This window comes from Pseudomonas sp. (assembly GCF_028293835.1).
In the GTDB taxonomy this organism is placed as follows: Bacteria; Pseudomonadota; Gammaproteobacteria; order Pseudomonadales; family Pseudomonadaceae; genus Aquipseudomonas.
In genome coordinates, this window is sequence record NZ_JAQGNX010000033.1 from 1 (window position 1) to 22,902 (window position 22,902).

At 57.7% G+C, this 22,902-nt stretch carries 25 protein-coding genes; 16 read left to right on the forward strand and 9 right to left on the reverse strand.

The genetic code is table 11. The annotated features are described in order from the left end of the window. Window positions 1-2: 2 nt before the first annotated feature. Complete coding sequence (locus JWR17_RS04125) at window positions 3-257, forward strand: YceK/YidQ family lipoprotein (protein WP_299828583.1); 255 nt, start codon at window positions 3-5, stop codon at window positions 255-257. A 155-nt stretch (window positions 258-412) separates the two neighbouring features. Here JWR17_RS04125 and JWR17_RS04130 read toward each other — a convergent pair whose 3' ends face one another. The 3 genes from JWR17_RS04130 to JWR17_RS04140 all read right to left on the reverse strand — a co-directional run bounded on the left by JWR17_RS04130 (window position 413) and on the right by JWR17_RS04140 (window position 3,421). Further along, a complete protein-coding gene (locus tag JWR17_RS04130) occupies window positions 413-1,054 on the reverse strand; it encodes an oxidoreductase (RefSeq protein WP_299828585.1) in 642 nt (213 codons plus the stop codon). 27 nt (window positions 1,055-1,081) lie between these two features. Then, the gene (locus tag JWR17_RS04135) at window positions 1,082-2,815 is read right to left on the reverse strand and encodes a C13 family peptidase (RefSeq protein ID WP_299828587.1); all 1,734 of its coding nucleotides are present in this window, start codon (window positions 2,813-2,815) and stop codon (window positions 1,082-1,084) included. 150 nt (window positions 2,816-2,965) lie between these two features. After that, entirely contained in the window at window positions 2,966-3,421 is a 456-nt protein-coding gene (locus JWR17_RS04140) for a MaoC family dehydratase (protein ID WP_299828643.1), read from the reverse strand. Between the two features lie 247 nt (window positions 3,422-3,668). On the opposite strand from JWR17_RS04140, the gene JWR17_RS04145 reads away from it, so the two are divergent. Genes JWR17_RS04145 through JWR17_RS04155 form a run of 3 tightly spaced genes read left to right on the forward strand, consistent with a single transcriptional unit; the run spans window position 3,669 to window position 5,345 of the window. After that, complete coding sequence (locus JWR17_RS04145; RefSeq protein ID WP_299828590.1) at window positions 3,669-4,031, forward strand: CidA/LrgA family protein; 363 nt, start codon at window positions 3,669-3,671, stop codon at window positions 4,029-4,031. After that, window positions 4,028-4,744: an LrgB family protein gene (locus tag JWR17_RS04150; RefSeq protein WP_299828592.1), complete on the forward strand. Its 717-nt coding sequence runs from the start codon at window positions 4,028-4,030 to the stop codon at window positions 4,742-4,744. The genes JWR17_RS04145 and JWR17_RS04150 overlap by 4 nt, the downstream gene beginning before the upstream one ends. Window positions 4,745-4,754: 10 nt before the next feature. After that, entirely contained in the window at window positions 4,755-5,345 is a 591-nt protein-coding gene (locus JWR17_RS04155) for an LON peptidase substrate-binding domain-containing protein (RefSeq protein ID WP_299828594.1), read from the forward strand. A 30-nt stretch (window positions 5,346-5,375) separates the two neighbouring features. On the opposite strand, the gene JWR17_RS04160 is transcribed toward JWR17_RS04155, so the two are convergent. Both JWR17_RS04160 and JWR17_RS04165 read right to left on the reverse strand, forming a co-directional pair. Then, complete coding sequence (locus tag JWR17_RS04160) at window positions 5,376-6,692, reverse strand: bifunctional DedA family/phosphatase PAP2 family protein (RefSeq protein ID WP_299828596.1); 1,317 nt, start codon at window positions 6,690-6,692, stop codon at window positions 5,376-5,378. A gap of 3 nt (window positions 6,693-6,695) precedes the next feature. Beyond that, window positions 6,696-7,397: a DNA-3-methyladenine glycosylase gene (locus JWR17_RS04165; protein ID WP_299828598.1), complete on the reverse strand. Its 702-nt coding sequence runs from the start codon at window positions 7,395-7,397 to the stop codon at window positions 6,696-6,698. A 338-nt stretch (window positions 7,398-7,735) separates the two neighbouring features. On the opposite strand from JWR17_RS04165, the gene JWR17_RS04170 reads away from it, so the two are divergent. From JWR17_RS04170 to lipA, 12 genes are all read left to right on the forward strand, one after another. Then, complete coding sequence (locus tag JWR17_RS04170; RefSeq protein WP_299828600.1) at window positions 7,736-9,010, forward strand: glutamate-5-semialdehyde dehydrogenase; 1,275 nt, start codon at window positions 7,736-7,738, stop codon at window positions 9,008-9,010. 16 nt (window positions 9,011-9,026) lie between these two features. Then, the gene (nadD, locus tag JWR17_RS04175) at window positions 9,027-9,716 is read left to right on the forward strand and encodes a nicotinate-nucleotide adenylyltransferase (protein ID WP_299828645.1); all 690 of its coding nucleotides are present in this window, start codon (window positions 9,027-9,029) and stop codon (window positions 9,714-9,716) included. 73 nt (window positions 9,717-9,789) lie between these two features. Further along, the gene (rsfS, locus tag JWR17_RS04180) at window positions 9,790-10,200 is read left to right on the forward strand and encodes a ribosome silencing factor (protein ID WP_299828647.1); all 411 of its coding nucleotides are present in this window, start codon (window positions 9,790-9,792) and stop codon (window positions 10,198-10,200) included. Between the two features lie 9 nt (window positions 10,201-10,209). Then, complete coding sequence (gene rlmH, locus JWR17_RS04185) at window positions 10,210-10,677, forward strand: 23S rRNA (pseudouridine(1915)-N(3))-methyltransferase RlmH (RefSeq protein ID WP_299828602.1); 468 nt, start codon at window positions 10,210-10,212, stop codon at window positions 10,675-10,677. 13 nt (window positions 10,678-10,690) lie between these two features. Further along, entirely contained in the window at window positions 10,691-12,586 is a 1,896-nt protein-coding gene (gene mrdA / locus JWR17_RS04190) for a penicillin-binding protein 2 (RefSeq protein WP_299828604.1), read from the forward strand. A 31-nt stretch (window positions 12,587-12,617) separates the two neighbouring features. Beyond that, window positions 12,618-13,721: a rod shape-determining protein RodA gene (gene rodA, locus JWR17_RS04195; protein WP_299828649.1), complete on the forward strand. Its 1,104-nt coding sequence runs from the start codon at window positions 12,618-12,620 to the stop codon at window positions 13,719-13,721. Between the two features lie 17 nt (window positions 13,722-13,738). Continuing rightward, the gene (gene mltB, locus JWR17_RS04200) at window positions 13,739-14,749 is read left to right on the forward strand and encodes a lytic murein transglycosylase B (protein ID WP_299828606.1); all 1,011 of its coding nucleotides are present in this window, start codon (window positions 13,739-13,741) and stop codon (window positions 14,747-14,749) included. Then, complete coding sequence (locus JWR17_RS04205) at window positions 14,749-15,762, forward strand: septal ring lytic transglycosylase RlpA family protein (protein ID WP_299828608.1); 1,014 nt, start codon at window positions 14,749-14,751, stop codon at window positions 15,760-15,762. The genes mltB and JWR17_RS04205 overlap by 1 nt, the downstream gene beginning before the upstream one ends. 117 nt (window positions 15,763-15,879) lie before the next feature. Then, a complete protein-coding gene (locus JWR17_RS04210) occupies window positions 15,880-17,040 on the forward strand; it encodes a D-alanyl-D-alanine carboxypeptidase family protein (RefSeq protein WP_299828610.1) in 1,161 nt (386 codons plus the stop codon). 80 nt (window positions 17,041-17,120) lie between these two features. Next, a complete protein-coding gene (locus JWR17_RS04215; RefSeq protein ID WP_299828612.1) occupies window positions 17,121-17,402 on the forward strand; it encodes a DUF493 domain-containing protein in 282 nt (93 codons plus the stop codon). Continuing rightward, a complete protein-coding gene (lipB, locus tag JWR17_RS04220) occupies window positions 17,402-18,049 on the forward strand; it encodes a lipoyl(octanoyl) transferase LipB (RefSeq protein WP_299828614.1) in 648 nt (215 codons plus the stop codon). The genes JWR17_RS04215 and lipB overlap by 1 nt, the downstream gene beginning before the upstream one ends. A 1-nt stretch (window position 18,050) precedes the next feature. Further along, window positions 18,051-19,082, forward strand: a complete 1,032-nt coding sequence (gene lipA / locus JWR17_RS04225; RefSeq protein WP_299828616.1) for a lipoyl synthase — start codon at window positions 18,051-18,053, stop codon at window positions 19,080-19,082. A 99-nt stretch (window positions 19,083-19,181) separates the two neighbouring features. Here the strand turns inward: lipA and JWR17_RS04230 are convergent, their stop codons facing one another. The 4 genes from JWR17_RS04230 to lptE all read right to left on the reverse strand — a co-directional run bounded on the left by JWR17_RS04230 (window position 19,182) and on the right by lptE (window position 22,821). After that, a complete protein-coding gene (locus JWR17_RS04230) occupies window positions 19,182-20,510 on the reverse strand; it encodes a lytic murein transglycosylase (protein WP_299828618.1) in 1,329 nt (442 codons plus the stop codon). Window positions 20,511-20,591: 81 nt separating this feature from the next. Continuing rightward, window positions 20,592-20,747, reverse strand: a complete 156-nt coding sequence (gene arfA / locus JWR17_RS04235) for an alternative ribosome rescue factor ArfA (RefSeq protein ID WP_297837457.1) — start codon at window positions 20,745-20,747, stop codon at window positions 20,592-20,594. 376 nt (window positions 20,748-21,123) lie between these two features. Further along, a complete protein-coding gene (gene holA, locus JWR17_RS04240; RefSeq protein ID WP_299828620.1) occupies window positions 21,124-22,161 on the reverse strand; it encodes a DNA polymerase III subunit delta in 1,038 nt (345 codons plus the stop codon). A gap of 54 nt (window positions 22,162-22,215) precedes the next feature. Further along, entirely contained in the window at window positions 22,216-22,821 is a 606-nt protein-coding gene (gene lptE, locus JWR17_RS04245; RefSeq protein ID WP_299828622.1) for an LPS assembly lipoprotein LptE, read from the reverse strand. Window positions 22,822-22,902 lie beyond the last annotated feature (81 nt).

Genomic DNA, 22,902 nt, shown 5'->3' on the forward strand with positions numbered 1-22,902 from the left:
CATTGACCCTGACTGGCTGCGCCACGGCCCGAACCCTGGACGCTGCGCAACCGGGTGCGCCGGTGGTTTACTCCGGCACTCGCCTGGATATGTACGCAATAAACGGCGGCTGCTGCGCCAAAGACCACTTCGGAGCCGAAGCCCCCGGTTGGCCAAGTGTCGACCTGCCGGCCAGCGCCCTGCTCGACACGCTACTTTTACCGCTGTCGCTGCTGACCGTGCTGGGCGTAGGCTTTTCCGCGACGGGTGGATTGTAGGGGGATGGTTCCGAAACCGGATAGCCGTCTCGCCAACAAGCTGGCTCTTATCAAACAACGCATAACTTATTGACTTAAAAATAATCTGTAGGTTTTGCGTTTGCTGCGCGACAGCGCGGCGTCGAAGACGTGACGGACCCTCCTACAGATAATTCCTACTTGCCCAGTTTGCTCAACTCTTGCGCCTCGACAATCCGCACGCCGTCCTGTTCTTCCAAGGCCAGGCGCCACAGCGCGCGGGCGACGGAGCAGGCGTCGATGCCGCGGTATTTGCCGGGAATCAGTTTCGCGAAGGGTGCTGCCAATTGTTCGGCAAGGCGTTGTTCCGAGCGTTCGCCGATCAGCAGCGAAGGGCGGGCGATGGTCAATTGCGGCCAGCCCTGAGCCTTCAAGGCCTGTTCCAACTCACCTTTGACCTGACTGTAAAAAATACTGGAATCAGGGTCAGCGTTCACCGCACTCATCACCACCAAATGCCGTGCACCTAGCTCCCGTGCGCGTTGGGCGAAGGCCACCACCAAGTCAAAGTCGATGGCGCGAAACGCTTCTTTGGACCCCGCCTGCTTGATCGTGCTGCCCAAACAACAGAAGGCAATGTCCACCGGACCGCTCAAGGTGGGCAGCAAGGCAGCCAATTCCCCCACCGGGTTCTCTAGGTGCGGATGATCAGCCAACGGACGTCGAGTCGGTGCCAAAACGCGGCTGACCGTGGGCTCGTTGAGCATGCGATCCAGCAGGTGTTCGCCGGTCAGCCCGGTAGCACCGCCCAGCAAGATGGTTTGAGGTGTCAAGTACATAGTGTTTCTCCCTTGATACGGTGCAGTTTAGTGGCTGCCCGTAATCTTTGCTTCCTTGCTGGCCAAAGAGGCAGAAAGGGCCCGTTGCGCCTGGCCTCTGCGAAACTGCTGCCAGTGAGCGAGTACAGTTTTCGGTGCCCAGATTTGCGGTTCAGATGCTTCAAAATTATCGCTGGCTTCCCGGGCGGCGACGTACACCTTGGCCTGATTGAACGCTTGTTGCAGGTCATCGGTTTCGACCAAGGCTTTAGCGAAGAGTGCTTCGCCAAAGTAGGTGAAATCCGATTCTTCCGAGCAGCCAAACGATACGCGGTCTGAACGTGAGGCGGTAATGACCAGGGTTTTGTCATCTTTGATTGCCGGGATAAAGCCGCCGGAGTAGCAGGCGGAAATCACCACGATCTTGTCGCGATTCTTCAGTGGCGCCAACACCGCAGCCAATTCGTCGGCTGGCAGGTCAGTCAACTCCAAACGCGGCTGATCCAGCACCAGTTCATGATCATGGGTGCCATGGCTGGTCAAATAGATGAACACCAGGTCTTCCGGCCCGCTGCGTTGGGCAATGGTCTGCACCGCACGACTGATGCTTTCCCGCGTCGCCAGGGGCCGATCACCCATGTGATCACGGTGATTGACCAGGCTGATTTGACCGTAGGCGCCGAAGCGCGTGGACAGCAAATTGCTCACATAGTCCGCTTCGCGCATGAACACGCTTTGTTTGCCATCACCGCCTACCACCAGGGTGTACAGCTCCGTCGCGGGTGTCGATGTCGGTATGGCGGCCAAGGCTTTCTCCAGCAAGGGGCCCTGGGCCAGCAAACCGATTTCCAACGAGTCCGGCAACAGTTTGCCTTGGGCGTCGCGCACCCGTTGCCCGTTGCTCCAGATACCGCTTTGCACTGCGCCGTCCGGCAGCGTCAGGACGCCCCTTCCTTCGTAGGTGTCGGAAACAAAATCACCCACGTACACACTGCCATCGGCCAGGCGCAGGCGGCCCGTGCCATTAAAGTGCCAATTGTTGAACTGGCCTTCGTAGCGGCTACCGTCGGCGCCAATCAACTGGCCTTGGCCGTAGAGCGCGCCTTCCTTGAATTGCCCGATCCAGACATCGCCGTCGCTATTCTCATAGCGACCTCGGCCCTGCAACTGGTTTTCATGAAAGCCACCCACATACTGATCGCCATCGGCGCTGTTAAAGCTGCCGTTGCCTTCCAACTGACCATTTACGAACTTGCCGGCAAATTGATTGCCGGTGGCATCGCTGCGCTGACCTTCGCCATTGGGCTTGCCGTGGGCGAACAGTCCTTGGTATTGGCTGCCGTCATCCAGTTCCAGATGGCCAAGGCCGTCATATTGGTCGGCTTTGAATTCGCCACGGTAGGTCACACCGGATTCTTTGAGCGTGCCTTCACCGTCGCGACGCCCCAGTTTGAAGCCGCCGACGTAGCTTCCGGTGCTGTTAGTCAGCGTACCGAACCCGTGAAACAAGCCGTTTTGAAATTGTCCGCGATAGACATCGCCGTTGCTGGCATGCCATTCGCCATCGCCGTGCCACTGCCCATTCTGAAAATTCCCGGCGTACCAACTGCCGTTGGGGTAGTCGACCCGGCCTTGGCCTTGCAGCAAGCCATTGACCACGTCCCCGCGATAACGCCCCCCGTCCGGCAGGCGTGCGTCAGGCGGCGACAGCGGTTCGCCTTCACCGCAAGCGGCGAGTAACAGAATTAAAGCCAGTGGGGCGAGGGGAGCGAACGCGCGCATGGTTAATCTCGAAAATAGGATTCCAGGCGTGTGAATACGGACTTTTGAATCATCGCACTCACACAGCCACGGGGAGTATGCCGCAGCTATGTGGTTGCTTTATAGAGGCAACGAAACAGCCCGTGAGCGCTGTTTCGCCTTTTTAGCGGCTTATACGAAGCACAGCGACAGCGGTTCGGCGACGTAAGCGGGTTTTTCCTGACCTTCGATTTCTAATGTAGCGATAGCTTTGATCAACCATTGGCCAGGCTTCTTTTCAGTCACTTCGGCGATGGAAACGTTCAGTCGAACCCTGGAATTAACCTTGACCGGCTGAATAAAACGCACGCTGTCCAATCCGTAATTGACCACCATTTTCAGGCCTTCGGGGGCTATGAACAGGTCCTCCATCAGTTTTGGAATTAACGATAAAGATAAAAAGCCATGGGCGATGGTGCTGCCGAACGGCGTTTTAGCCGCTTTTTCAGGGTCAACATGAATGAACTGGAAGTCCCCTGTAGCCTCCGCAAATAGATTGATACGGTCTTGATCGATGGTGAGCCACTCGGAACTTCCTAGCTCCTTGCCTGCATAATTTTTGAGTTCTGCGACGGGGACGATCGGCATCAGTGTTCTCCCTTTTTTATTTAAGAAGCTATAAAAGCTATTGAACAGCAGTGTGTAGCTGTCAATGATGTTAGCGGGGCCTGCAATTTGCATCGTATTGAGGGCGACTTAATATTCGTCGCACCAAGACCTAAGATCAGCACGGGTCTTGAAGATGGTCAAGGATGTATGCGGTTGGCGAATGCCGATTGATCAGCCATTCCCGTGGCGTGCCTATAATGGCGGCGCAAATCTGCTGGAGTTCCCTATGTTGCTAAGAGGCCTGACATGGCTGGTGATGTTTCAATTGGTCGGCACAGGGCTTAACCACCTGTTCTTGCCGATCCTGCCAGGGCCGATTATCGGGCTGGTATTGTTGATGATTTTTCTCATGGTGCGCGGTCAGGTCGACGAACCATTGACCCTCGCCGCCAGCAGTTTGCTGCGTTACCTACCCTTGTTGCTCGTCCCGCCAGCGGTGGGGGTCATGGTCTACGCCGCGGATATCGCCAAGGATTTCTGGGCAATTATCGGCGCGCTGGTGCTGTCGTTACTGGTGTCGCTGGCCTTTGCTGGCTGGTTGATGCAGAAGTTGATTCAGCGCCAGTCGCGACGTAAGGAGCTTTCATGACTCTGGACTGGAGCGGGGCCTGGGATTCGGTTATCCATCATCCGCTGTTTGGCATCGCTATTACCCTGGGCGCCTACCAGCTAATGCTGGCCGTCTACGAAAAAACCCGTTTGATTTTTCTACAGCCGGTATTGATTTCGATGTTAGCGGTGATCAGCATATTGGTCAGTTGTGGGTTGAGTTATGCCGAGTACCGTAAAAGCACCGAAATTCTCAGTATCTTGTTAGGGCCCGCTACGGTGGCGCTGGCGGTGCCGCTGTATTTGAATTTGCGCCGTATCAAGCAATTATTTTGGCCGACGTTTACTACGCTGGTTATTGGCGGCGTGCTGGCAACGGCATTAGGCGTGACCTTGGGGTGGCTGTTTGGCGCAGAACACATGATTTTAATGACCATGCTGCCGAAGTCTGTGACATCGCCCATTGCGATGCTGGTGGCCGAACAGATTGGCGGTGTCGCGCCGCTGGCAGCGGTGTTCGTGCTGATTACCGGCGTCATTGGTGCAATCTTCGGCCCCGGCATGCTGTCTATCCTCGGTGTGGATAATCACGCGGCCCGGGGTATGGCGTTGGGATTGACGGCTCATGCCGTTGGCACTTCAGTGGCGCTGCAGGAAAGCGAAGAGTGCGGGGCATTCGCCGCGCTGGCGATGAGTTTGATGGGCGTTGCCACGGCGGTATTTCTGCCATTGGCCGTGTCGTTATTCGTTTAAGGAAGATTTTATGATGCTGCCGTTATTTCCCCTGAACGCCGTATTGTTCCCCGGCTGCACCCTCGACTTGCAGTTGTTCGAAGCGCGTTACCTGGACATGATCGGTCGCTGCATGAAGAAGGGCGAAGGGTTTGGCGTGGTGTGCATCCTTGATGGCGAAGAAGTGGCTCAAGCGCCCGATGGCTATGCGTTGGTGGGGTGTGAAGCGCTGGTACGCGATTTTCAGCAGCAGGCAAACGGTTTGTTGGGTATCCGCGTGGAAGGCGGCCGACGTTTCCGGGTCGCCAGCACCGAGGTGCAGCGTGATCAATTAATTCTGGCCGACGTTGAGTGGCTCGATGAGCTGCAAGAACAGCCGTTGCAAGAGCAGGATGCAGACTTGGTGGCCTTGCTGGCCGCGCTTGCTGAACACCCGATGGTAGCTGCGCTGAACATGAGCGTGACCGCCAGCGGGCAGCAGTCGTTGGCCAATCAGCTGGCGTATCTGTTGCCGTTCACCGAGGAAGATAAAGTCGAATTGCTTGAGCTCAGCGACGCCCAGCAGCGGCTGAACGCGATTCAAGACTTACTCGATGAAATGCAGGGCGACCTGCAAATCTAAGTCGCCTCGGTGTGTTCAGTATCGCTGCGTTCAGTATTGGTAGCGTAAAACGGCATTGGCCAAGGCGTGCAGGGCGAAAAAACCATACAGGGCGGCCAGCGAAGGCAGAATGATCCACCACACCTTGGTTGGCATGGCCTGCAGCGGTTGCTTGTGCTCGCTCAGCGTGAGGCTCGTCGCGCACAGGCAAAACGCGAGCATGGCCCCGGCCAGAACATCCGTCGGCCAATGTACTCCCAGATAAACCCGCGACATGGCAATCGACAGCGCCGGTATGCTGCCTACCAACAACCACGCCAGACGCAAGCGCAGCGGCTGACCGCGCCCGGCCAGTATCGCCAGGGTCATGAATATCGCGAACGACCCTGAGCTGTGACCGCTGGGCATGCTGTAGCTGGTGAGTGGGTCCAGTAATACTTCCGGGCGCGCACGGGCGGCGGTCCATTTTATGAGGGTGTTGGCCAGCGCCGAGCCCAGGATCGTGCCCAGCGCAAAGACTGCCTGTCGCCACTGACGAAGGACCAGCAACAGCCCGACCAGCAGGATGGCTATTGCCACTTGGGTGCGAAACTCCCCCAGCAGGGTGATCATCACCGCGAAGGGATCGGCGGCTGCGCTGCGATGCTCTTGCACCAGCGTCATCAGGCCCTGGTCAAAGTGCGCCAGGTAGGGCCAGCCGATCAGCAGACCCAGCAACATCACCAGGCTCAGCCCGGCGATCAGGTGCGTGGCGTAACGCTTGCCGCCGACGCTGCTGTGGATGCTCACGCCCAGGAGAATGATGAGTCCCGCTCCGACAGTCCCGGCCTGTGGCCAGAACCCTTCTGGCAGCGGTAAGCGAATCGCCGCGCCCGTGGCCCAACCCGGCAGAAGATAAACAATCGACCACCCGGCGGCTGCGAGCAGGCTGACGGCGACAAAGCGCACAAACGGCATGTCGAACATACCTGCGACCATGGGCAGCATCGGCCGCAGTGGACCGATAAAACGTCCAACCAACAGGCTAGCGATGCCGTAGCGCTGGAAATACATCTCTGCGTGACCGATCCATTCCGGGTGGGTTCGCAGTCCCGGCAAGCGGCGGATTTTTTGGTGGAAGCGTCTGCCAAGAAAGTACGAGATCAAATCGCCCAGCAACCCGCCTGCAAATCCCAGCAACAATGTTTCGCCCAAAGGCAGTACACCGTTGCCGGCCAATACGGCGACCGCGAACATAATAACCGTGCCCGGTACGATCAGTCCGGCAATGGCCAGGCATTCAAAACAGGCCACTACAAAGATCGCCACCCCCAGCCATGAGGGATTAGCTGTTAGCCAGCCGGTGATGCTGTCGAGCCATGGACCCATGTTTCAGCTTCCTTGTTCGAGTAAAAAATAATCCCGGCCTTCCAACTGGCCACGTCGCAATGGGTTGCGTGTGCAGAATCGGGCGTAAGCGGCGTCGACGAAGCGGTACATCAAGTGCTCGTCACGACCTGCGGGAATGCCCAAACGGGTGGTTTGGATGATTTGTCTAGGCGCTGGTCCGACATCGTCGACGAACAGTTGTTCCGAATCAAAGCGCTTGGCGTCCCACATGGGCACTTTCAAACCCAGTGCTTTGCACAGCAGGGTCTGGCCGGCGCACAAACGCTCGGGGGTACGCAAAGCGCCTTTGGCGTCGGGATTGTTGATCAACATCTGCGCCAGGCTGTTGCCATCGGAGAGGGCGTCGACCCAGGGGTAAGCGGATTTGATCAGCACCGCATTGCCAGGGCCACCGGCGCTAAAGTTCAGCGAGTCGCCGCCCCGGGCGTAATACATATAGATGTGGCCGCCATCCAGAAACAATGCCTTACGTTTTTCGGTATAGCCCAAGGAGGAGTGACTGCCCTTTTCCGCCGCATAGTACGCTTCCGTTTCGATGATTCTTGCCGACAACCACAACGAATCCGTGCCATTTCCCACGCGATGACGAATAACCTTGCCCAACAGATCACGGGCGAGCAGTTGCGCATCACGGTTGAAAAATGAGTCCGGAACGGTGTTCGGTAGGTAGTCTTGAATCGGCATATGGGTAAATGGGCGGCGGATTGGCTGCCCATAATAGCAACAAGTGACTTAATCGGAGCTGAACAGCAACTATTGGGCTCAGGCGTGGTGTCCTGTGGCCCTGCGGTGCTGCATCCATTCGCGAATAGGTTCGCTCCCGCCGAATCCCTGGTACACACACTATCCTAAGATGTCCAGAGGCCCGGTGGGAGCGAACTTGTTCGATAAGCGGCTGCGCAGCAGTGGTAAAAAAGGATGAGTTGAATGCCATTATCGACCATCCGCCTGTCACCGCTGTCGTTACGCGGGCTCGACGGCTATAATCGGCCGCTTTCCCCTCCGCCAAGACCTCTGAGACCATGACTGAGTCCGTTCTTGACTATATGACCCGCTTGGGTCGCGCTGCCCGCGAAGCGTCGCGAGTGATCGGCCGTGCCAGCACTGCGCAGAAAAACCGCGCCCTGCATGCCACCGCTGCTGCTTTGGATGATGCCCGCGCAGAGCTGACTGCCGCCAATGAACTGGACCTGGCTTCCGGTCGGGCCAATGGCCTGTCACCGGCCATGCTCGAGCGCCTGGCCCTCACCCCGGCACGCATCGACAGCATGATCGTCGGTTTACGCCAGGTGACCAATCTGCCAGACCCCATCGGCTCGATCCGCGACATGAGCTATCGGCCGTCCGGCATTCAGGTAGGCAAAATGCGTGTGCCTCTGGGCGTAGTGGGAATTATTTATGAGTCGCGCCCCAACGTGACCATCGATGCTGCAAGCCTGTGCCTGAAGTCTGGTAACGCGACGATTCTGCGAGGCGGCTCCGAGGCCATTCATTCCAACCGCGCCATCGCCGCCTGCATTCAGCGTGGCCTGGCCGCAGCCGATTTGCCGGCTGCGGTGGTTCAGGTGGTCGAAATCGTTGACCGCGAAGCCGTCGCTGCGTTGATCACCATGCCTGAGTACGTGGATGTGATTGTTCCGCGCGGTGGCAAAGGCCTGATCGAGCGCGTCAGTCGCGATGCACGGGTGCCAGTCATCAAGCACCTCGACGGCATTTGCCACATCTATGTCAGCGCTTTCGCCGACTTGACCAACGCGCAAAGTATTTGCTTCAACGCCAAAACTTACCGATACGGTATTTGCGGCGCGATGGAAACCCTGCTGGTGGACGCCACCGTTGCGGCTGCCTTCCTGCCGCCCATGGCCGCACAATTGCGCGAGAAGGGCGTTGAGCTGCGCGGTTGCGAGCGCACTCGTGAGCTGATCGACGCCATTGCGGCGACTGAAGAAGACTGGCACACCGAATACCTCGCGCCGATTTTGTCGATTCTGATCGTGGACGGCCTGGATCAGGCCATCGAACACATCAACCATTACGGGTCTCATCACACCGACGCTATCGTCACCGAAAATCAGGGCCAGGCCCGGCGTTTCCTGGGCGAAGTCGACTCAAGTTCGGTGATGGTCAACGCCCCCACCAGCTTCGCCGACGGCTTTGAATACGGATTGGGTGCGGAGATTGGCATTTCTACTGATAAGCTGCACGCCCGCGGCCCGGTCGGCCTTGAAGGTTTGACCTGCGAAAAGTACATCGTGATCGGCGACGGTCACCAGTTACGTGGCCAGGGGCCAGTCTGAGTTGGCCGAGACTGAACTGCCTGCAGCGGCGAAACATGCACCCCGTTCGCCGCGACGCATTGGCGTGCTGGGTGGCACGTTCGATCCGGTGCACATCGGCCATTTGCGTGGCGCACTGGAAGTTGCCGAGTTGCTTGAGCTCGATGAGCTGCGCCTGACACCCAGTGCCAGACCGCCTCATCGTGATACACCGAGCGTGAGTGCGCAGGACCGTCTGGCGATGGTCCAATGCGCGGTAGCCGGGGTATCGCCTTTGACGGTGGATGACCGTGAGTTAAAGCGGGACAAACCGTCGTACACCATCGACACCCTGGAATTGATGCGGGCCGAGTTGGCCGCAGATGACCAGTTATTCCTGTTATTGGGTTGGGACGCTTTCTGCGGCCTGCCAACCTGGCATCGCTGGGAAGAACTGCTGGAGCACTGCCATATCGTGGTGCTGCAACGCCCGGACGCCGACAGCGAGTCACCTGACGCCATGCGAAATCTGCTGGCGGGGCGCGCAGTCAGTAATCCGAAAGCCCTCAAAGGGCCCGGCGGACACATTACATTCGTCTGGCAGACGCCGTTATCGGTGTCTGCCACCCAGATCCGCCACCTGCTGGCCAGCGGGAAGTCGGTACGTTTTCTGGTGCCAGACGCGGTACTGGCCTATATCGACGCGCACGGGCTGTACCATGCGCCGAACACTGAGGGGAGCCTCTGAAACTGCTGTGTTGAACACGCGTTTCGGCGACCCACACATACGAGCTGAAGAGTTTTATATGACAAAGCAAAATCTGACAAATCACAAGCTGAGTAGCGAAGAAGTTATCAAATTGGCGACAGCTGCCCTGGAAGACGTCAAGGGTACTGACATCCTCGCTATTGATGTTCGCGACAAGACCAGCATTGCCGATTACATGCTGATTGCCACCGGTACCTCCAACCGCCAACTGAACGCGCTGGTCGACAGCGTGCGCGACAAATGCAAGGCCGCTGGCGTGAAATCGTTGAGCGAAGAAGGCAAGGGCGACAGCGACTGGGTGCTTTTGGACCTCGGCGATGTGATCGTGCATGTCATGACCTCCGCCGCTCGTCAGTTCTATGACCTCGAGCGTCTGTGGCAGGGTGCTGAGCAAAGCCGCGCGCTGCATTCTGTGCATGAAGGCAACCCGTTCGACCCGATGACCTTTCTCGATAAAGAATAAGGGATCACCGTGCGTCTGCGTTTGATCGCTGTCGGTTCGCGCATGCCCAAGTGGGTGCAAGAAGGTTGGCAGGAGTATGCCAAGCGGATGCCCGCCGAGCTTGCGCTTGAACTGGTGGAAATTCCGCTCAGTACCCGTGGCAAGAATGCCGATGTGGCGCGTTTTATCCGTCAGGAAGGCGAAGCCATGTTGGCGAAAGTGCAGCCGGGCGAGCGGATCGTCACGCTTGAAGTACACGGCAAACCGTGGAGTACCGAACAGTTGGCGGTCGAACTTGATCGCTGGCGTCTGGATGCTCGCACCGTAAATTTGATGGTCGGCGGTCCTGAAGGACTGGCGCCGGAAGTCTGTGCGCGTAGCGAACAACGCTGGTCCTTATCGCCGCTGACCTTGCCTCACCCACTGGTGCGCATCCTTATTGGTGAGCAGATGTACCGCGCCTGGACAGTGCTGTCCGGGCACCCTTATCACAAATAGCCTGCGCGCCTAAATGTCTCAGCCGATTCGCCTAAAAGACCACGAGAAAGACGCACGCATGGTGCGCGGCCGGGTCGTGGTCGGCGCTGTGGTTGTCGTGGTGCTGCTGTGCGTGCTCATAGCGCGGCTGTATTTTTTGCAGGTCATTCAATATGACCTGCACTCGACAATGTCGGAAAATAACCGGGTTCACGTTCAGCCGATTCCACCGAACCGTGGCTTGATCTTCGACCGCAACGGCGTGGTGGTTGCCGATAACCGCCCCAGCTTCAGTTTGGGCATGACCCGCGAGCGTACCGGCGATTCCGCCCAAGTGCTCGACGCCATCGTCGACATTCTCGCGTTGACGGCGGACGACCGATTGCTCTTTGAAAAGCGCATGAAACAAGGGCGCCGGCCTTTTGAGTCGGTGCCGATTCTGTTCGAGCTGACCGAAGAGCAAATAGCCCTCATTGCGGTGAACCAGTTCCGCCTGCCGGGAGTTGAGGTGGTTGCGCAACTGGTCCGTCATTACCCACAGGGCGAACATTTCGCTCATTCCGTGGGGTACATGGGGCGGATCAACGAGAAAGAGCAAAAAGTGCTGGATTCGGTGAATTACAGCGGTACTCACCATATCGGCAAAACCGGGATCGAGCGCTTCTACGAAGCTGACCTGCACGGCCAGGTTGGCTACGAAGAAGTCGAAACCAATGCCCGTGGCCGGGTCATGCGTGTGCTTAACCGGACTAATCCGATGCCAGGCAAAGACATCGTCCTGAGCCTTGATATCCGGCTGCAGCAAGCTGCCGAGGCCGCTTTAGGCGGACGCCGTGGTGCGGTAGTCGCGTTGGACCCGGCAACCGGCGAAGTGCTGGCGATGGTCAGTCAGCCAAGCTTTGACCCCAACCCGTTTGTCACCGGCATCAGTTTCAAAGACTACGCCGAGCTGCGAGATTCAGTTGATCGCCCCTTGTTCAACCGCATCCTGCGCGGGCTTTACCCGCCGGGATCGACGATCAAGCCTGCCGTGGCCATCGCCGGGCTGGACAGCGGCGTGGTGACTGCCACGACCAGAGTGTTCGATCCGGGCTTCTACCAACTGCCTAATTACGATCATAAATACCGCAACTGGAACCGCACGGGTGACGGCTGGGTCGACCTCGACACGGCGATCATGCGTTCCAATGACACCTACTTTTACGATCTGGCGCACAAGATCGGTATTGATCGGCTGTCGTCTTACTTGAACAAATTCGGGATCGGGCAAAAAGTCTCGCTGGACATGTTCGAAGAGTCCCCAGGACTTATGCCGTCGCGTGATTGGAAACGTGCCACTCGACGTCAGGCCTGGTTTCCCGGTGAAACATTGATACTCGGCATCGGCCAGGGCTACATGCAGGCGACTCCATTGCAGTTGGCCCAAGCCACTGCGCTGGTGGCCAACAAAGGCGTATGGAATCGACCGCATCTGGCGAAAACCGTCGCCGGAGTGCCGCCTGTGGACGAAAATCCGATGCCCGACATTATCCTGCGCAATCCGTCGGACTGGGCCAGGGTCAATCACGGTATGCAGCAAGTCATGCATGGCCCACGGGGTACAGCACGCAAGGCAGCGGTGGGATCGCAATACCGGATTGCCGGTAAAAGCGGCACGGCGCAGGTGGTCGCCATCAAGCAGGGCGAAAAGTATGACCGGACCAAAATTCAGGAACGCCACCGAGACCACGCTTTATTCGTGGGTTTCGCGCCGGCTGACAACCCGAAAATAGTGGTGGCAGTCATGGTCGAAAACGGTGAGTCCGGTTCTGGTATCGCGGCCCCCGTGGTCCGCCAGGTCATGGACTCCTGGCTGCTCGGTCCGGACGGTTTGCTCAAGCCTGAGTACGCCAGCAGTTCAAACGCGGAGGCTGCGGCCAGTGAAGAGTAATTTCGACCGCATCCTCTCCAGTGATGACGTGATGCGCCGTCGCGCCACGTTCCTGCAACGCATCCATATTGACGGGCCGCTGCTGATTTTGTTGCTGACTCTGGCTGCTGGCAGTTTGTTCGTGCTGTATTCGGCCAGCGGCAAAAACTGGGATCTGCTGATCAAACAGGCGACGTCGTTCGGTATCGGACTGGTGTCGATGGTGGTCATCGCTCAGCTCGAACCACGGTTTATGGCGCGCTGGGTCCCGGTGCTGTACGTGCTGGGGATGCTGCTGTTGGTGGCGGTGGACGTCATGGGCCACAACGCCATGGGCGCAACCCGCTGGATCAACATTCCGGGGGTGATCCGCTTTCAGCCCTCGGAATTCATGAAAATTATCATGCCGGCGACCATCGCCTGGTATTTGGCCAAGCGAACCCTGCCGCCACATTTGAAGCACGTGGCGCTTAGCCTGGGGCTGATTGGCCTTCCGTTTATCCTGATCGTGCGTCAACCGGACCTTGGCACCTCGTTGCTGATTCTGGCCTCCGGTACGTTCGTGCTGTTCATGGCCGGTCTGCGCTGGCGCTGGATCATCGGTGTGTTTGCCGCCGCAGTGCCGGTGGCTGTCGGCATGTGGTTTTTCTTCATGCATGACTATCAAAAGCAACGAATTCTGACCTTTCTCGACCCCGAGAGCGATCCGCTGGGCACCGGCTGGAACATCATTCAGTCCAAGGCGGCCATTGGTTCGGGTGGAGTATTTGGTAAGGGTTGGTTGCTGGGCACCCAATCGCATTTGGACTTTCTGCCGGAAAGCCACACCGACTTCATCATTGCAGTATTGGGTGAAGAGTTTGGCCTGGTGGGCATTTGCGCGCTGTTATTGATCTATTTGTTGCTGATTGGACGCGGGTTGGTAATCACTGCTCAGGCACAGACGCTGTTCGGCAAACTGTTGGCGGGTAGCCTGACAATGACATTTTTTGTTTACGTTTTCGTCAACATCGGTATGGTCAGTGGCCTGATGCCGGTTGTAGGGGTGCCGCTGCCCTTTATTAGCTACGGCGGAACCTCTTTGGTGACATTGCTGTCAGCGTTTGGGGTTTTGATGTCGATCCATACCCATCGCAAGTGGATCGCACAGGTTTGATTAAGGTGAACAATTCAATGCAAGTAGTGCGTAACTGGGCGGCTCGATATGCTCCGTTGGTCGGCCTGGTGGGCATCCTTGGTTCAGTGCTTGAGGCTAATGCAGGTGATTACGAAGGCTCGCCTCAGGTCGCTGAATTTGTCGGCGAAATGACTCGTGATTATGGTTTTGCAGGCGAGCAATTGATGGCGGTGTTTCGCGATGCCGAGCGCAAACAAGCAATTCTCGATGCAATATCTCGACCGGCGGAACGGGTCAAGCCGTGGAAAGAATACCGTCCGATGTTCATCACCGACGCGCGTATTGCACGCGGTGTGGACTTCTGGCGTCAGCATGAAGCCGCCTTGGCCCGTGCCGAGCGTGAGTACGGCGTACCGGCTCAAGTAATCGTTTCGATCATCGGTGTTGAGACCTTTTTTGGCCGTAACACCGGAAATTACCGGGTGATAGACGCGTTATCGACGTTGAGTTTTGATTACCCGCCGCGTGCCGAGTTCTTTCGCAAAGAGCTGCGAGAGTTTCTTTTGTTGGCCCGTGAAGAACAAGTCGACCCATTGACGCTCAAAGGCTCGTACGCCGGAGCAATGGGGTTGCCACAGTTTATGCCGAGCAGTTTTCGTGCGTACGCCGTGGATTTTGACGGTGACGGGCATATTAATATCTGGACCAATCCGGACGATGCCATTGGCAGCGTCGCCAGTTATTTCAAGCGCCATGGGTGGACGCCCGGCGAGCCCGTTGTCAGTCTTTCCGAGGTGCGTGGGGACGTGGCCGATAGCGGTTTGAGCCCAGGCATCGAACCAGTAAAGACTGTTGGGGAGTTGCGAGCGTTGGGGTGGTCGAGTCATGATGCGCTGCGCGATGATATGCCGGTGACCGCTTTCCGCCTGGAAGGCGCGAGTGGTCCGGAATATTGGATGGGTTTGAGAAATTTTTACGCAATCACGCGCTACAACCGCAGTGTGATGTACGCAATGGCCGTGCATCAGCTGTCTGAACTGCTGGTCCAAGCACGGGGCGTCAAGTAATGCGGGCAATGCCGATTCGCAAACCACTAAAGTTCATGGCCTTCGCGGTCCTGGCAGTTCTGGTGGCCAGCTGTTCAACCAGTCGCTCACCGCAAAGAAGCAACGCTGGGGTGAGTTCAGGCCCGGGCCTGGACATCAACCGCGCGCACAAAGACGGCGCGCCCTGGTGGGACGTAGACGTCTCGCGCATTCCCGACGCCGTGCCGACACTGCATTCAGGCCCTTATAAAGCCAACCCATACACCGTGCTGGGCAAAACCTATTTCCCGTTGAGCGACTCCAAGCGCTATGTCGCTTCGGGGACGGCTTCCTGGTACGGCACCAAATTCCATGGCCAGAACACCGCCAACGGCGAAAAATACGACCTGTATGGCATGAGTGCCGCGCACAAGACCTTGCCCTTGCCGAGTTATGTCCGGGTCACCAACCTGGATAACAACCGCAGCGTGATCTTGCGCGTTAACGACCGTGGCCCGTTCTACTCCGACCGCATTATCGACTTATCTTACGCGGCAGCGAAAAAACTCGGTTACGCCGAAATCGGTACCGCACGGGTCAAGGTCGAAGGCATTGATCCGCAGGAGTATTGGGCCCAGCGTGGTCGCCCGGCGCCGCTGATGCTTGATGAGCCGCAAGTAGTTGCCCAGGCCGCAGCGCCAGCGTTTACCGCTTCCACCGGTACGATTGAACAGTACACGCCTCCGCCCCAGCAGCACGCCGCAGCCGCATCGCCGATCCAGATAGATGCAAAAAAAAACGCTTCCGGACCAGCGTCTGGGCTGTATCTCCAGGTGGGCGCCTTCGCCAACCCGGACGCTGCGGAACTCCTGAGGTCGAAACTGAGCGGGATAGTCCAGACGCCAGTCTTCGTCAGCTCGATAATACGCAGTCAGCAAACGCTGTATCGGGTCCGGATGGGACCCGTGAACACGCCGGTTGAAGCGCAGCAATTACAAGCCAACGTGCGCTCGGCCAACCTTGGCCAGCCGACGGTGGTGGCCCTGGATCAATGATTTAGCCCTGGATATTCAGGGTCGATACAAGGCCGGTTGAACGCATCGTTCGTTTAACCGGTCAGATCAGCTTTGCCCGCGAGGGCATGTTTGCCCATTAGCAATTTCGAGAGACGGATGAACATCACCACCTTTGCAAAACGCCTGTGCCTGCTAGTTCCCTTGATCATCACCCCTGCCGCCTGGGCGGCAGAACAGATGACGCCCGCCGCGCCGCAATTAGCCGCCAAAGCCTATGTGCTGATGGATGCTTCCAGCGGCAACATTTTGGTTGAAAACAATGGTGATCAGCGTTTGGCGCCAGCAAGCCTGACCAAACTGATGACGGCTTATATTGCGACCCTGGAAATTCGTCGCGGCCAAATCGGCGAAAACGACCCAGTGACCGTCAGCGAGAACGCCTGGCGCACCGGTGGTTCTCGGATGTTCATCAAAGTCGGCAGCCAAGTGACCGTCAGCGATCTGCTGCACGGCATCATTATCCAGTCGGGCAACGACGCCAGCGTCGCTCTCTCAGAGCACATCGCCGGCAGCGAAGATGCATTTGCCGACATGATGAACAAAACCGCTGGCGATTTGGGCATGAGCAACAGCCACTTCATGAACCCGACAGGTCTGCCAAACCCGGACCACTATTCGTCGGCTCACGACATGGCGTTGCTGGCACGGGCGATCATTACGGTCGATCCGGCTCACTACGCGATTTACTCCCAGAAAGAATTTTTCTGGAACGGCATCAAGCAGCCTAACCGCAACCTGCTGTTGTGGCGCGACAAGACCGTTGATGGCCTGAAAACCGGCCACACCGAAGAAGCGGGCTATTGCATGGTGTCTTCGGCAGTACGTGACGGCATGCGTTTGATCGCGGTGGTGTTCGGCACCAACAGCGAACAGGCTCGCGCCGCAGAAACCCAGAAATTACTGACGTATGGTTTCCGCTTCTACGAAACCCAAACCTTTTATCAAAAGGGCACAGAGTTGGCCCAGGCCCCGGTCTGGAAAGGTTCTGAGCATCAGATCAAAGCCGGTTTGGCTGAAGACCTGACCATGACCTTGCCTAAAGGCGAATTGAAAAAGCTGACGGCAAGCATGACCATGAACCCACGTCTGGTTGCGCCAATCGCCAAGGGCGACGTGATCGGTAAAGTGGAAGTGAAGATGGACGACAAGGTTGTGCGCACTGCTGACCTGATCGCTCTCGACGCCGTGGACCAGGGTGGTATTTTCCGCCGCGTGTGGGATAGCATCCGCTTGTTCTTCTACGGTTTGTTCAACTGATACTGCCGACCGGCGTGCACCGGCTCTTACCCAGGGCATGGTGCGCGCCGCTCGTAACAGCTTACGAGGCCGTTACTGCCATGGCTGATACCGAAATTGATGTTAAGTCGCACCTGATTGTATTTCCCTGCGTTGACTACCCCATTAAGGTGATCGGCGACACTGGGGTCGGCTTTACCGCATCGGTGATCGAGATTTTGGAGAAACACGCCACAATCGACCTCACCACGCTTGCCGAGCGCCAAAGCAGCAATGGCAAGTACACCACCGTTCAACTGCATATCATCGCCACCGGCGAAGACCAACTGCGCGATATCAACAGTGCCTTGCGCGCTACTGGTGTCGTGCACATGGTGCTCTGATGCCCGGTAGCCTTGGCTTTCGTGAACTGGGTCTGGTCCCTTACGAACCCACCTGGCATGCCATGCAGCGCTTTACCGAAGGGCGTGATCGGGACACAGCCGATGAAGTCTGGCTGGTGCAGCATCCGCCCATCTTCACTCAGGGGCTGGCAGGTAAAGCCGAGCATTTACTGCTTCCGGGTGATATTGCAGTGGTACAGGTCGATCGTGGTGGCCAAGTGACCTATCATGGCCCTGGTCAGTTAGTGGTTTACCTGATGCTTGACGTGCGACGCCTCGGTTTTGGTGTGCGCGAGCTGGTTTCCCGGATTGAGCGCAGCCTGATCGCGCTGTTGGCCAGTTACGATGTAACGGCAGTGGCGCAGAAAGACGCGCCAGGTGTCTATGTCGACGGAGCGAAAATAGCCTCCTTAGGTTTACGAATTCGCAACGGTTATTCATTCCACGGCCTGGCGCTGAATGTGGACATGGACCTTGAACCGTTTCGACGCATTAACCCCTGTGGGTATGCGGGGCTGGCAATGACCCAGCTGTGCGATCTTGCAGGCCCGATTGAATTTGCCGAGGTAAGTGCCCGGCTGCGCGCGCAGCTCGTCAAACACCTCGACTATGCTGAGCAGACGACCCTAGCGGGCGGAATCGACTGATATGACTACTGCGACAGAGACTGCGCAAAGCGCTGTGCTAGAACTGATCCCGACACTGAACGTCGGTGAGCGTACCGCGCGTCCTAAAGTGGAAGCCGGCATAAAGCTGCGCGGTGCGGATAAAGTTGCACGCATCCCGGTGAAGATCATTCCGACCGTCGACCTGCCGAAAAAGCCTGACTGGATTCGCGTGCGTATCGCGGTTTCTCCGGAAGTGGATCGCGTCAAAAAACTGCTGCGCAAGCACAAGCTGCACAGCGTGTGCGAAGAGGCGTCGTGCCCTAACCTGGGTGAGTGCTTCTCCGGTGGCACCGCGACGTTCATGATCATGGGCGACATCTGCACCCGTCGCTGCCCGTTCTGTGACGTTGGCCATGGCCGTCCGAAAGCGCTGGATGTCGACGAGCCGAAAAACCTCGCTATCGCCATCGCTGACTTGCGTCTCAAATACGTAGTAATCACCTCGGTTGACCGCGACGACCTGCGCGACGGTGGTGCCCAGCACTTTGCTGACTGCATTCGTGAAATTCGCTTGCTATCGCCAAACGTCCAGCTTGAAACGTTGGTTCCGGATTACCGTGGGCGCATGGACATCGCGCTAGAGCTCACAGCTGCCGAGCCGCCAGACGTGTTCAACCACAACCTGGAAACCGTGCCACGCCTATACAAGGCCGCGCGCCCGGGTTCGGATTTCCAATGGTCGTTGACCTTGCTGCAGAAGTTCAAGCAGTTGGTGCCACACGTTCCGACCAAGTCCGGCTTGATGCTGGGTCTGGGGGAGACCGACGAAGAAGTCATCGAAGTCATGCAGCGCATGCGTGAGCACGACATCGACATGCTTACCCTCGGCCAGTACCTGCAGCCATCACGCAGCCACTTGCCAGTGCAGCGTTTCGTGCATCCGGACGTGTTCGCCTGGTTTGCCGAAGAAGGCTACAAGATGGGCTTCAAAAACGTCGCTTCCGGCCCACTGGTGCGTTCTTCGTACCACGCCGACGAGCAAGCGAAGACTGCCGTCAAAGCCATGATCTGATAGTTGCGTTACCTCTGTAAGAGCCAACTTGTTGGCGAGGCGGTGTCGGATGTACTAGACACAATGCCTCACCAACAAATTGGCCCTACAGATTTGGTTCTATGGCTTACGCAGGTTATCCAGCAACTCATGCGTCGGGTAGCCATCTGCTGGCCAGCCATATGACTGTTGTGCGTTACGGATCGCCTTACGCGTATTGGCCCCGATAATGCCGTCAGGCACGCCTGCATCGTATTGGCGGGATGACAACAGGGTTTGCAGCTCCATGCGCTCAGAACGGCTTAGAGGCAGGTCATCGCGTGGCCAACTGCCCAGGACGTAGCCGCCGCCGCTGAAACGCTGGGATAGCAAACCAACCGCCAACGCATAAGACGAGGAATTGTTGTACTTGAGCGTGGCCCGGAAGTTATCCAGTACCAAAAATGCAGGACCTTTATAACCGGCAGGTAATAACAGCGCCGCTTGCAGTTGTGCCACGTTGGCCGGCAGTGCGCCGCCATTGGGCAGTTTCAGCCCCATTTGCAGCCATTCGGCCACGGTTTTACGCGTAGAGGCATCGGCCAGCGCGTAGTCGAAACCTTTAACCAATTGCACTTCAAAACCCCATGGCTGACCTTGTTGCCAGCCCGAGCTTTGCAAGTAGCGTGCGGTCGAGGCCAGCGCATCGGCGGGGGTGTTCCAGATGTCGCGGCGACCGTCCCCATCGAAATCCACAGCGTAGGTGTTGTAGGTGGTCGGGATAAACTGTGTCTGACCCATCGCACCGCCCCAGGAGCCGAGCATCTCGCCGGGCTGGATGTCGCCGTGCTGAAGAATCTGTAGCGCGGCCAGCAATTGGTCTTGGGCGAACGCTCGACGGCGGCCCTCGTAGGCCAGTGTTGCAAGTGAGCGAATCACATACTGCGAGCCCTGGAATCTGCCAAAGTTGCTTTCCATCCCCCAAATGGCCACCAGGGACTGGCGGTCGACGCCGTAACGTTGCTCGATGGTTTGTAGCACGTCGGCATACTGGGCAAGCAGGGCCTGACCTTTATTGACACGAACGGCGGACACGGCGCCGTCGAGGTATTCCCATACCGGACGGGTGAACTCCGGCTGGCTTCGGTCGGCTTTGACCACGCTCATGTCCGGCAGCACGCCTGCGAAGGCTTGATCAAATAAGTCGGGCCTGATGCCGGCCTTCATGGCATCCACGCGAAAGCCTGCTTCCCAGTCACTGAAGCTCATGGTTGGCTGAATGTCGAAATCGCTAGTGCCAGGCGCGATGGCTGGCTGAGTCGTAGGCGACGCGGCCGCAGGAGCGTTGGCGATTTGAAGAGGAGTGGCATCGGCTGCGGTGGGGTTTTCTGCGCAGGCGACCAACAGAATAAAGCTGGAGGCGGTTATCAACTGGCGAAAATGCCAACGACGGGAAAAACTAGAGGGCATGCTCGGGTCCAAAATGTTTCAACAGACGCAGACCTTATCATGCTTGTCCGGTTTATGGGGGGTCGGAAGAAACCGGATGTTTCAGGCCGCCAGAAAGTAAGAAGCCTCCCAGCTTTTAGACTGGAAGGCTTCGCGGCGGTAGCTGCCTTTGCCCTTGCCGGCTGGTTCCTGGCGACTGCGGAACAACGGCTGGGCGACGATGGATTTGGCCTTGTTCGGCCGCTTTGGCTTGCTCATGGCGAGTACTCTCTTTGGATGGTGGTAGTAAAACGCTGTGAATCATCGGGCAGAGCGAGGCGTGTGTCTAATAGAGGTGTGCTATGGGATGTTTCGGTGCGGACAATCAGCAGCTGTAGGAGGTCGCCCTTCGTCCTGCCGCCGCGCTGTCGCGCAGCAAACACAAAACCTGTAGGAGCTGCCGAAGGCTGCGACAGGCCGGAGTCGCGGGCGACCGGCACCCCTTCAGCGGTTCACGAGGCGACCGGTTCCCGGTCGAATCGCAGCCTTCGGCAGCTCCTACGGACTAGTCAATCAGTTATGCATTGTTTGATAAGAGCCAGCGTGTTGGCGAAACAATGTATTTGGGTGCATCCAGGAGTAGAGAAGTCTTTGACTATTCAGCCGGCAAACTCAGCCGCTGCCCAGCCATCAACAGCGCCAGCCGGGTCAGGCTGCTCCAGGACGAACCTGCTGCCTGGCCTTTGATCTGCGCGTCGATGCGCTGCGCATCCATCAACAGTTGGCCCCAGCGTTGCGCCGAATGCCGTTGCAGGGCTTTGCTCATCAGCGGTTTACGCTTGTCCCATATCGGTGGGCGAGCCTGGCTGAAGGCCTTGTCCAACGCAATACCCTGGTTGACCTGCAACGCCAGATTCGCCAGCACCCGAAGCTCCCGAGACAGTGCCCAGAGGATCACTGGCGGCTCCACACCTTCCCCGCGCAAACCTTCAAGCATGCGCACGGTATGTGCCGCTTCGCCGTTGAGTACGGCATCGGTCAATCCGAAAACATCGAAACGCGCACTGTCGGCCACGGCCCCCTGCACGGTTTCGACGGTGATTTGACCGCCCTCGGCCATCAACTTGAGCTTTTCGATCTCTTGCGCTGCGGCCAGCAGGTTGCCTTCGACCCGTGCGGCAATCAATTCAACCGCGTCCTGGCTGGCAGACAAACCCGCTTGAGCCAAACGCTGGCGAATCCACTGGGGTAGTTGGCTGGAATCCACCGGCCATATCTGCACGAATTGAGTCTGCGGCCCCTCGATCAGCGCCTTGCCCCATTTGGTCTTTTGCGCGCTGCCATCGAGTTTCGGCAAACTGATCAGCAGCAGCGTGTCTTCCGGGGGGCGCGAGCAATACTCGATAAACGCTGCGGCGCCCTTGTCGCCAGGCTTACCTGAGGGCAAGCGCAGTTCCAGCAGCCGTTTTTCCGCAAATAACGACATGCTTGCGCCGGCCTGCAGCAGCGTGCCCCAATCGAAATTGGCGTCAGCGCTAAAGACTTGGCGCTCATCGAAGCCTTGCAGGCGCGCAGCCGCACGAATAGCGTCCGCTGCGTCCTGGCACAGCAACGGATCATCTCCGCTGACTACGTATACGGGCGACAGAGTGCTCTGCAGGTGTTTAGCGAGTTGGGCCGGGATCAGTTTCATAGCTCAGAGGATTAGCTCAGAGGAGGCAGGGGCCAGCACGCTGGCCCCGGGCATTTACTTGGCAGGAATTTCAATGGGCGACTGGCGAGGCGTCTCGTTTTCGATCCGCTGCGCAGCTTCCAGGGCGTCGGCTTCTGCTTTGGCCTTGGCTTCGGCGTTCGATTGCAGTTTATCCAGTTGTTCCGGTGTCAGCTGTTGCAGGCGCACGAGGATGTTCTGTACCAGTTGGACGCGCATTTCTTTGCGGATCTGCTGGGCTTCTTGATCAGAACCCATCAGGTTGTTGCTGTCTTGTACGTAGATTTTCTGTACCTGAGCTTTGTCTTCAAGCAACAACAGGCTACGCGAGCCACGGATTTCGTAGTTGACGGTGTCGGTCAGCTCATATTCGGCGGAACGCGCGGAGCCGTTGTAGCTGGCTGCACGAGAGGTTTCGCCTTCGCTGACCAGAATCAGTTTGTATTCGGCGCCCTGGTGGACGTTTACGCCGCCCCCTTTCAACGCGTCGGTCAACTGAACAACGGTAGGGCCGTAAGCGTCACGCGCACTGACATCCAGTTCTTTGATGGTCAGTTGGTAAGTGCCGGTACCACGCAGCTGGAAACCACAGGCGCTCAGCAACACGGCGAGACCCATCACCAGCAAATTGCGTTTGATCATATTGATGCTCCCCTTGAATCCGTTTGGGCCGACTGTGCGTCCCTTGGAAATGATGTTCGGCGCCCGGTCGATACCGGGCGC

Coding starts and splice junctions, on each gene's coding strand:
- JWR17_RS04160 (WP_299828596.1), bottom strand. CDS start 6,692: ATGGGTCCATGGCTCGACAGCATCACCGGCTGGCTAACAGCTAATCCC.
- holA (WP_299828620.1), bottom strand. CDS start 22,161: ATGAAACTGATCCCGGCCCAACTCGCTAAACACCTGCAGAGCACTCTG.
- JWR17_RS04145 (WP_299828590.1), top strand. CDS start 3,669: ATGTTGCTAAGAGGCCTGACATGGCTGGTGATGTTTCAATTGGTCGGC.
- JWR17_RS04210 (WP_299828610.1), top strand. CDS start 15,880: ATGAACATCACCACCTTTGCAAAACGCCTGTGCCTGCTAGTTCCCTTG.
- JWR17_RS04135 (WP_299828587.1), bottom strand. CDS start 2,815: ATGCGCGCGTTCGCTCCCCTCGCCCCACTGGCTTTAATTCTGTTACTC.
- lipB (WP_299828614.1), top strand. CDS start 17,402: ATGCCCGGTAGCCTTGGCTTTCGTGAACTGGGTCTGGTCCCTTACGAA.
- rodA (WP_299828649.1), top strand. CDS start 12,618: ATGCGCCGTCGCGCCACGTTCCTGCAACGCATCCATATTGACGGGCCG.
- JWR17_RS04155 (WP_299828594.1), top strand. CDS start 4,755: ATGATGCTGCCGTTATTTCCCCTGAACGCCGTATTGTTCCCCGGCTGC.
- lipA (WP_299828616.1), top strand. CDS start 18,051: ATGACTACTGCGACAGAGACTGCGCAAAGCGCTGTGCTAGAACTGATC.
- mltB (WP_299828606.1), top strand. CDS start 13,739: ATGCAAGTAGTGCGTAACTGGGCGGCTCGATATGCTCCGTTGGTCGGC.
- JWR17_RS04130 (WP_299828585.1), bottom strand. CDS start 1,054: ATGTACTTGACACCTCAAACCATCTTGCTGGGCGGTGCTACCGGGCTG.
- JWR17_RS04165 (WP_299828598.1), bottom strand. CDS start 7,397: ATGCCGATTCAAGACTACCTACCGAACACCGTTCCGGACTCATTTTTC.
- JWR17_RS04230 (WP_299828618.1), bottom strand. CDS start 20,510: ATGCCCTCTAGTTTTTCCCGTCGTTGGCATTTTCGCCAGTTGATAACC.
- JWR17_RS04170 (WP_299828600.1), top strand. CDS start 7,736: ATGACTGAGTCCGTTCTTGACTATATGACCCGCTTGGGTCGCGCTGCC.
- JWR17_RS04205 (WP_299828608.1), top strand. CDS start 14,749: ATGCGGGCAATGCCGATTCGCAAACCACTAAAGTTCATGGCCTTCGCG.
- JWR17_RS04215 (WP_299828612.1), top strand. CDS start 17,121: ATGGCTGATACCGAAATTGATGTTAAGTCGCACCTGATTGTATTTCCC.
- mrdA (WP_299828604.1), top strand. CDS start 10,691: ATGTCTCAGCCGATTCGCCTAAAAGACCACGAGAAAGACGCACGCATG.
- JWR17_RS04150 (WP_299828592.1), top strand. CDS start 4,028: ATGACTCTGGACTGGAGCGGGGCCTGGGATTCGGTTATCCATCATCCG.
- JWR17_RS04140 (WP_299828643.1), bottom strand. CDS start 3,421: ATGCCGATCGTCCCCGTCGCAGAACTCAAAAATTATGCAGGCAAGGAG.
- lptE (WP_299828622.1), bottom strand. CDS start 22,821: ATGATCAAACGCAATTTGCTGGTGATGGGTCTCGCCGTGTTGCTGAGC.
- arfA (WP_297837457.1), bottom strand. CDS start 20,747: ATGAGCAAGCCAAAGCGGCCGAACAAGGCCAAATCCATCGTCGCCCAG.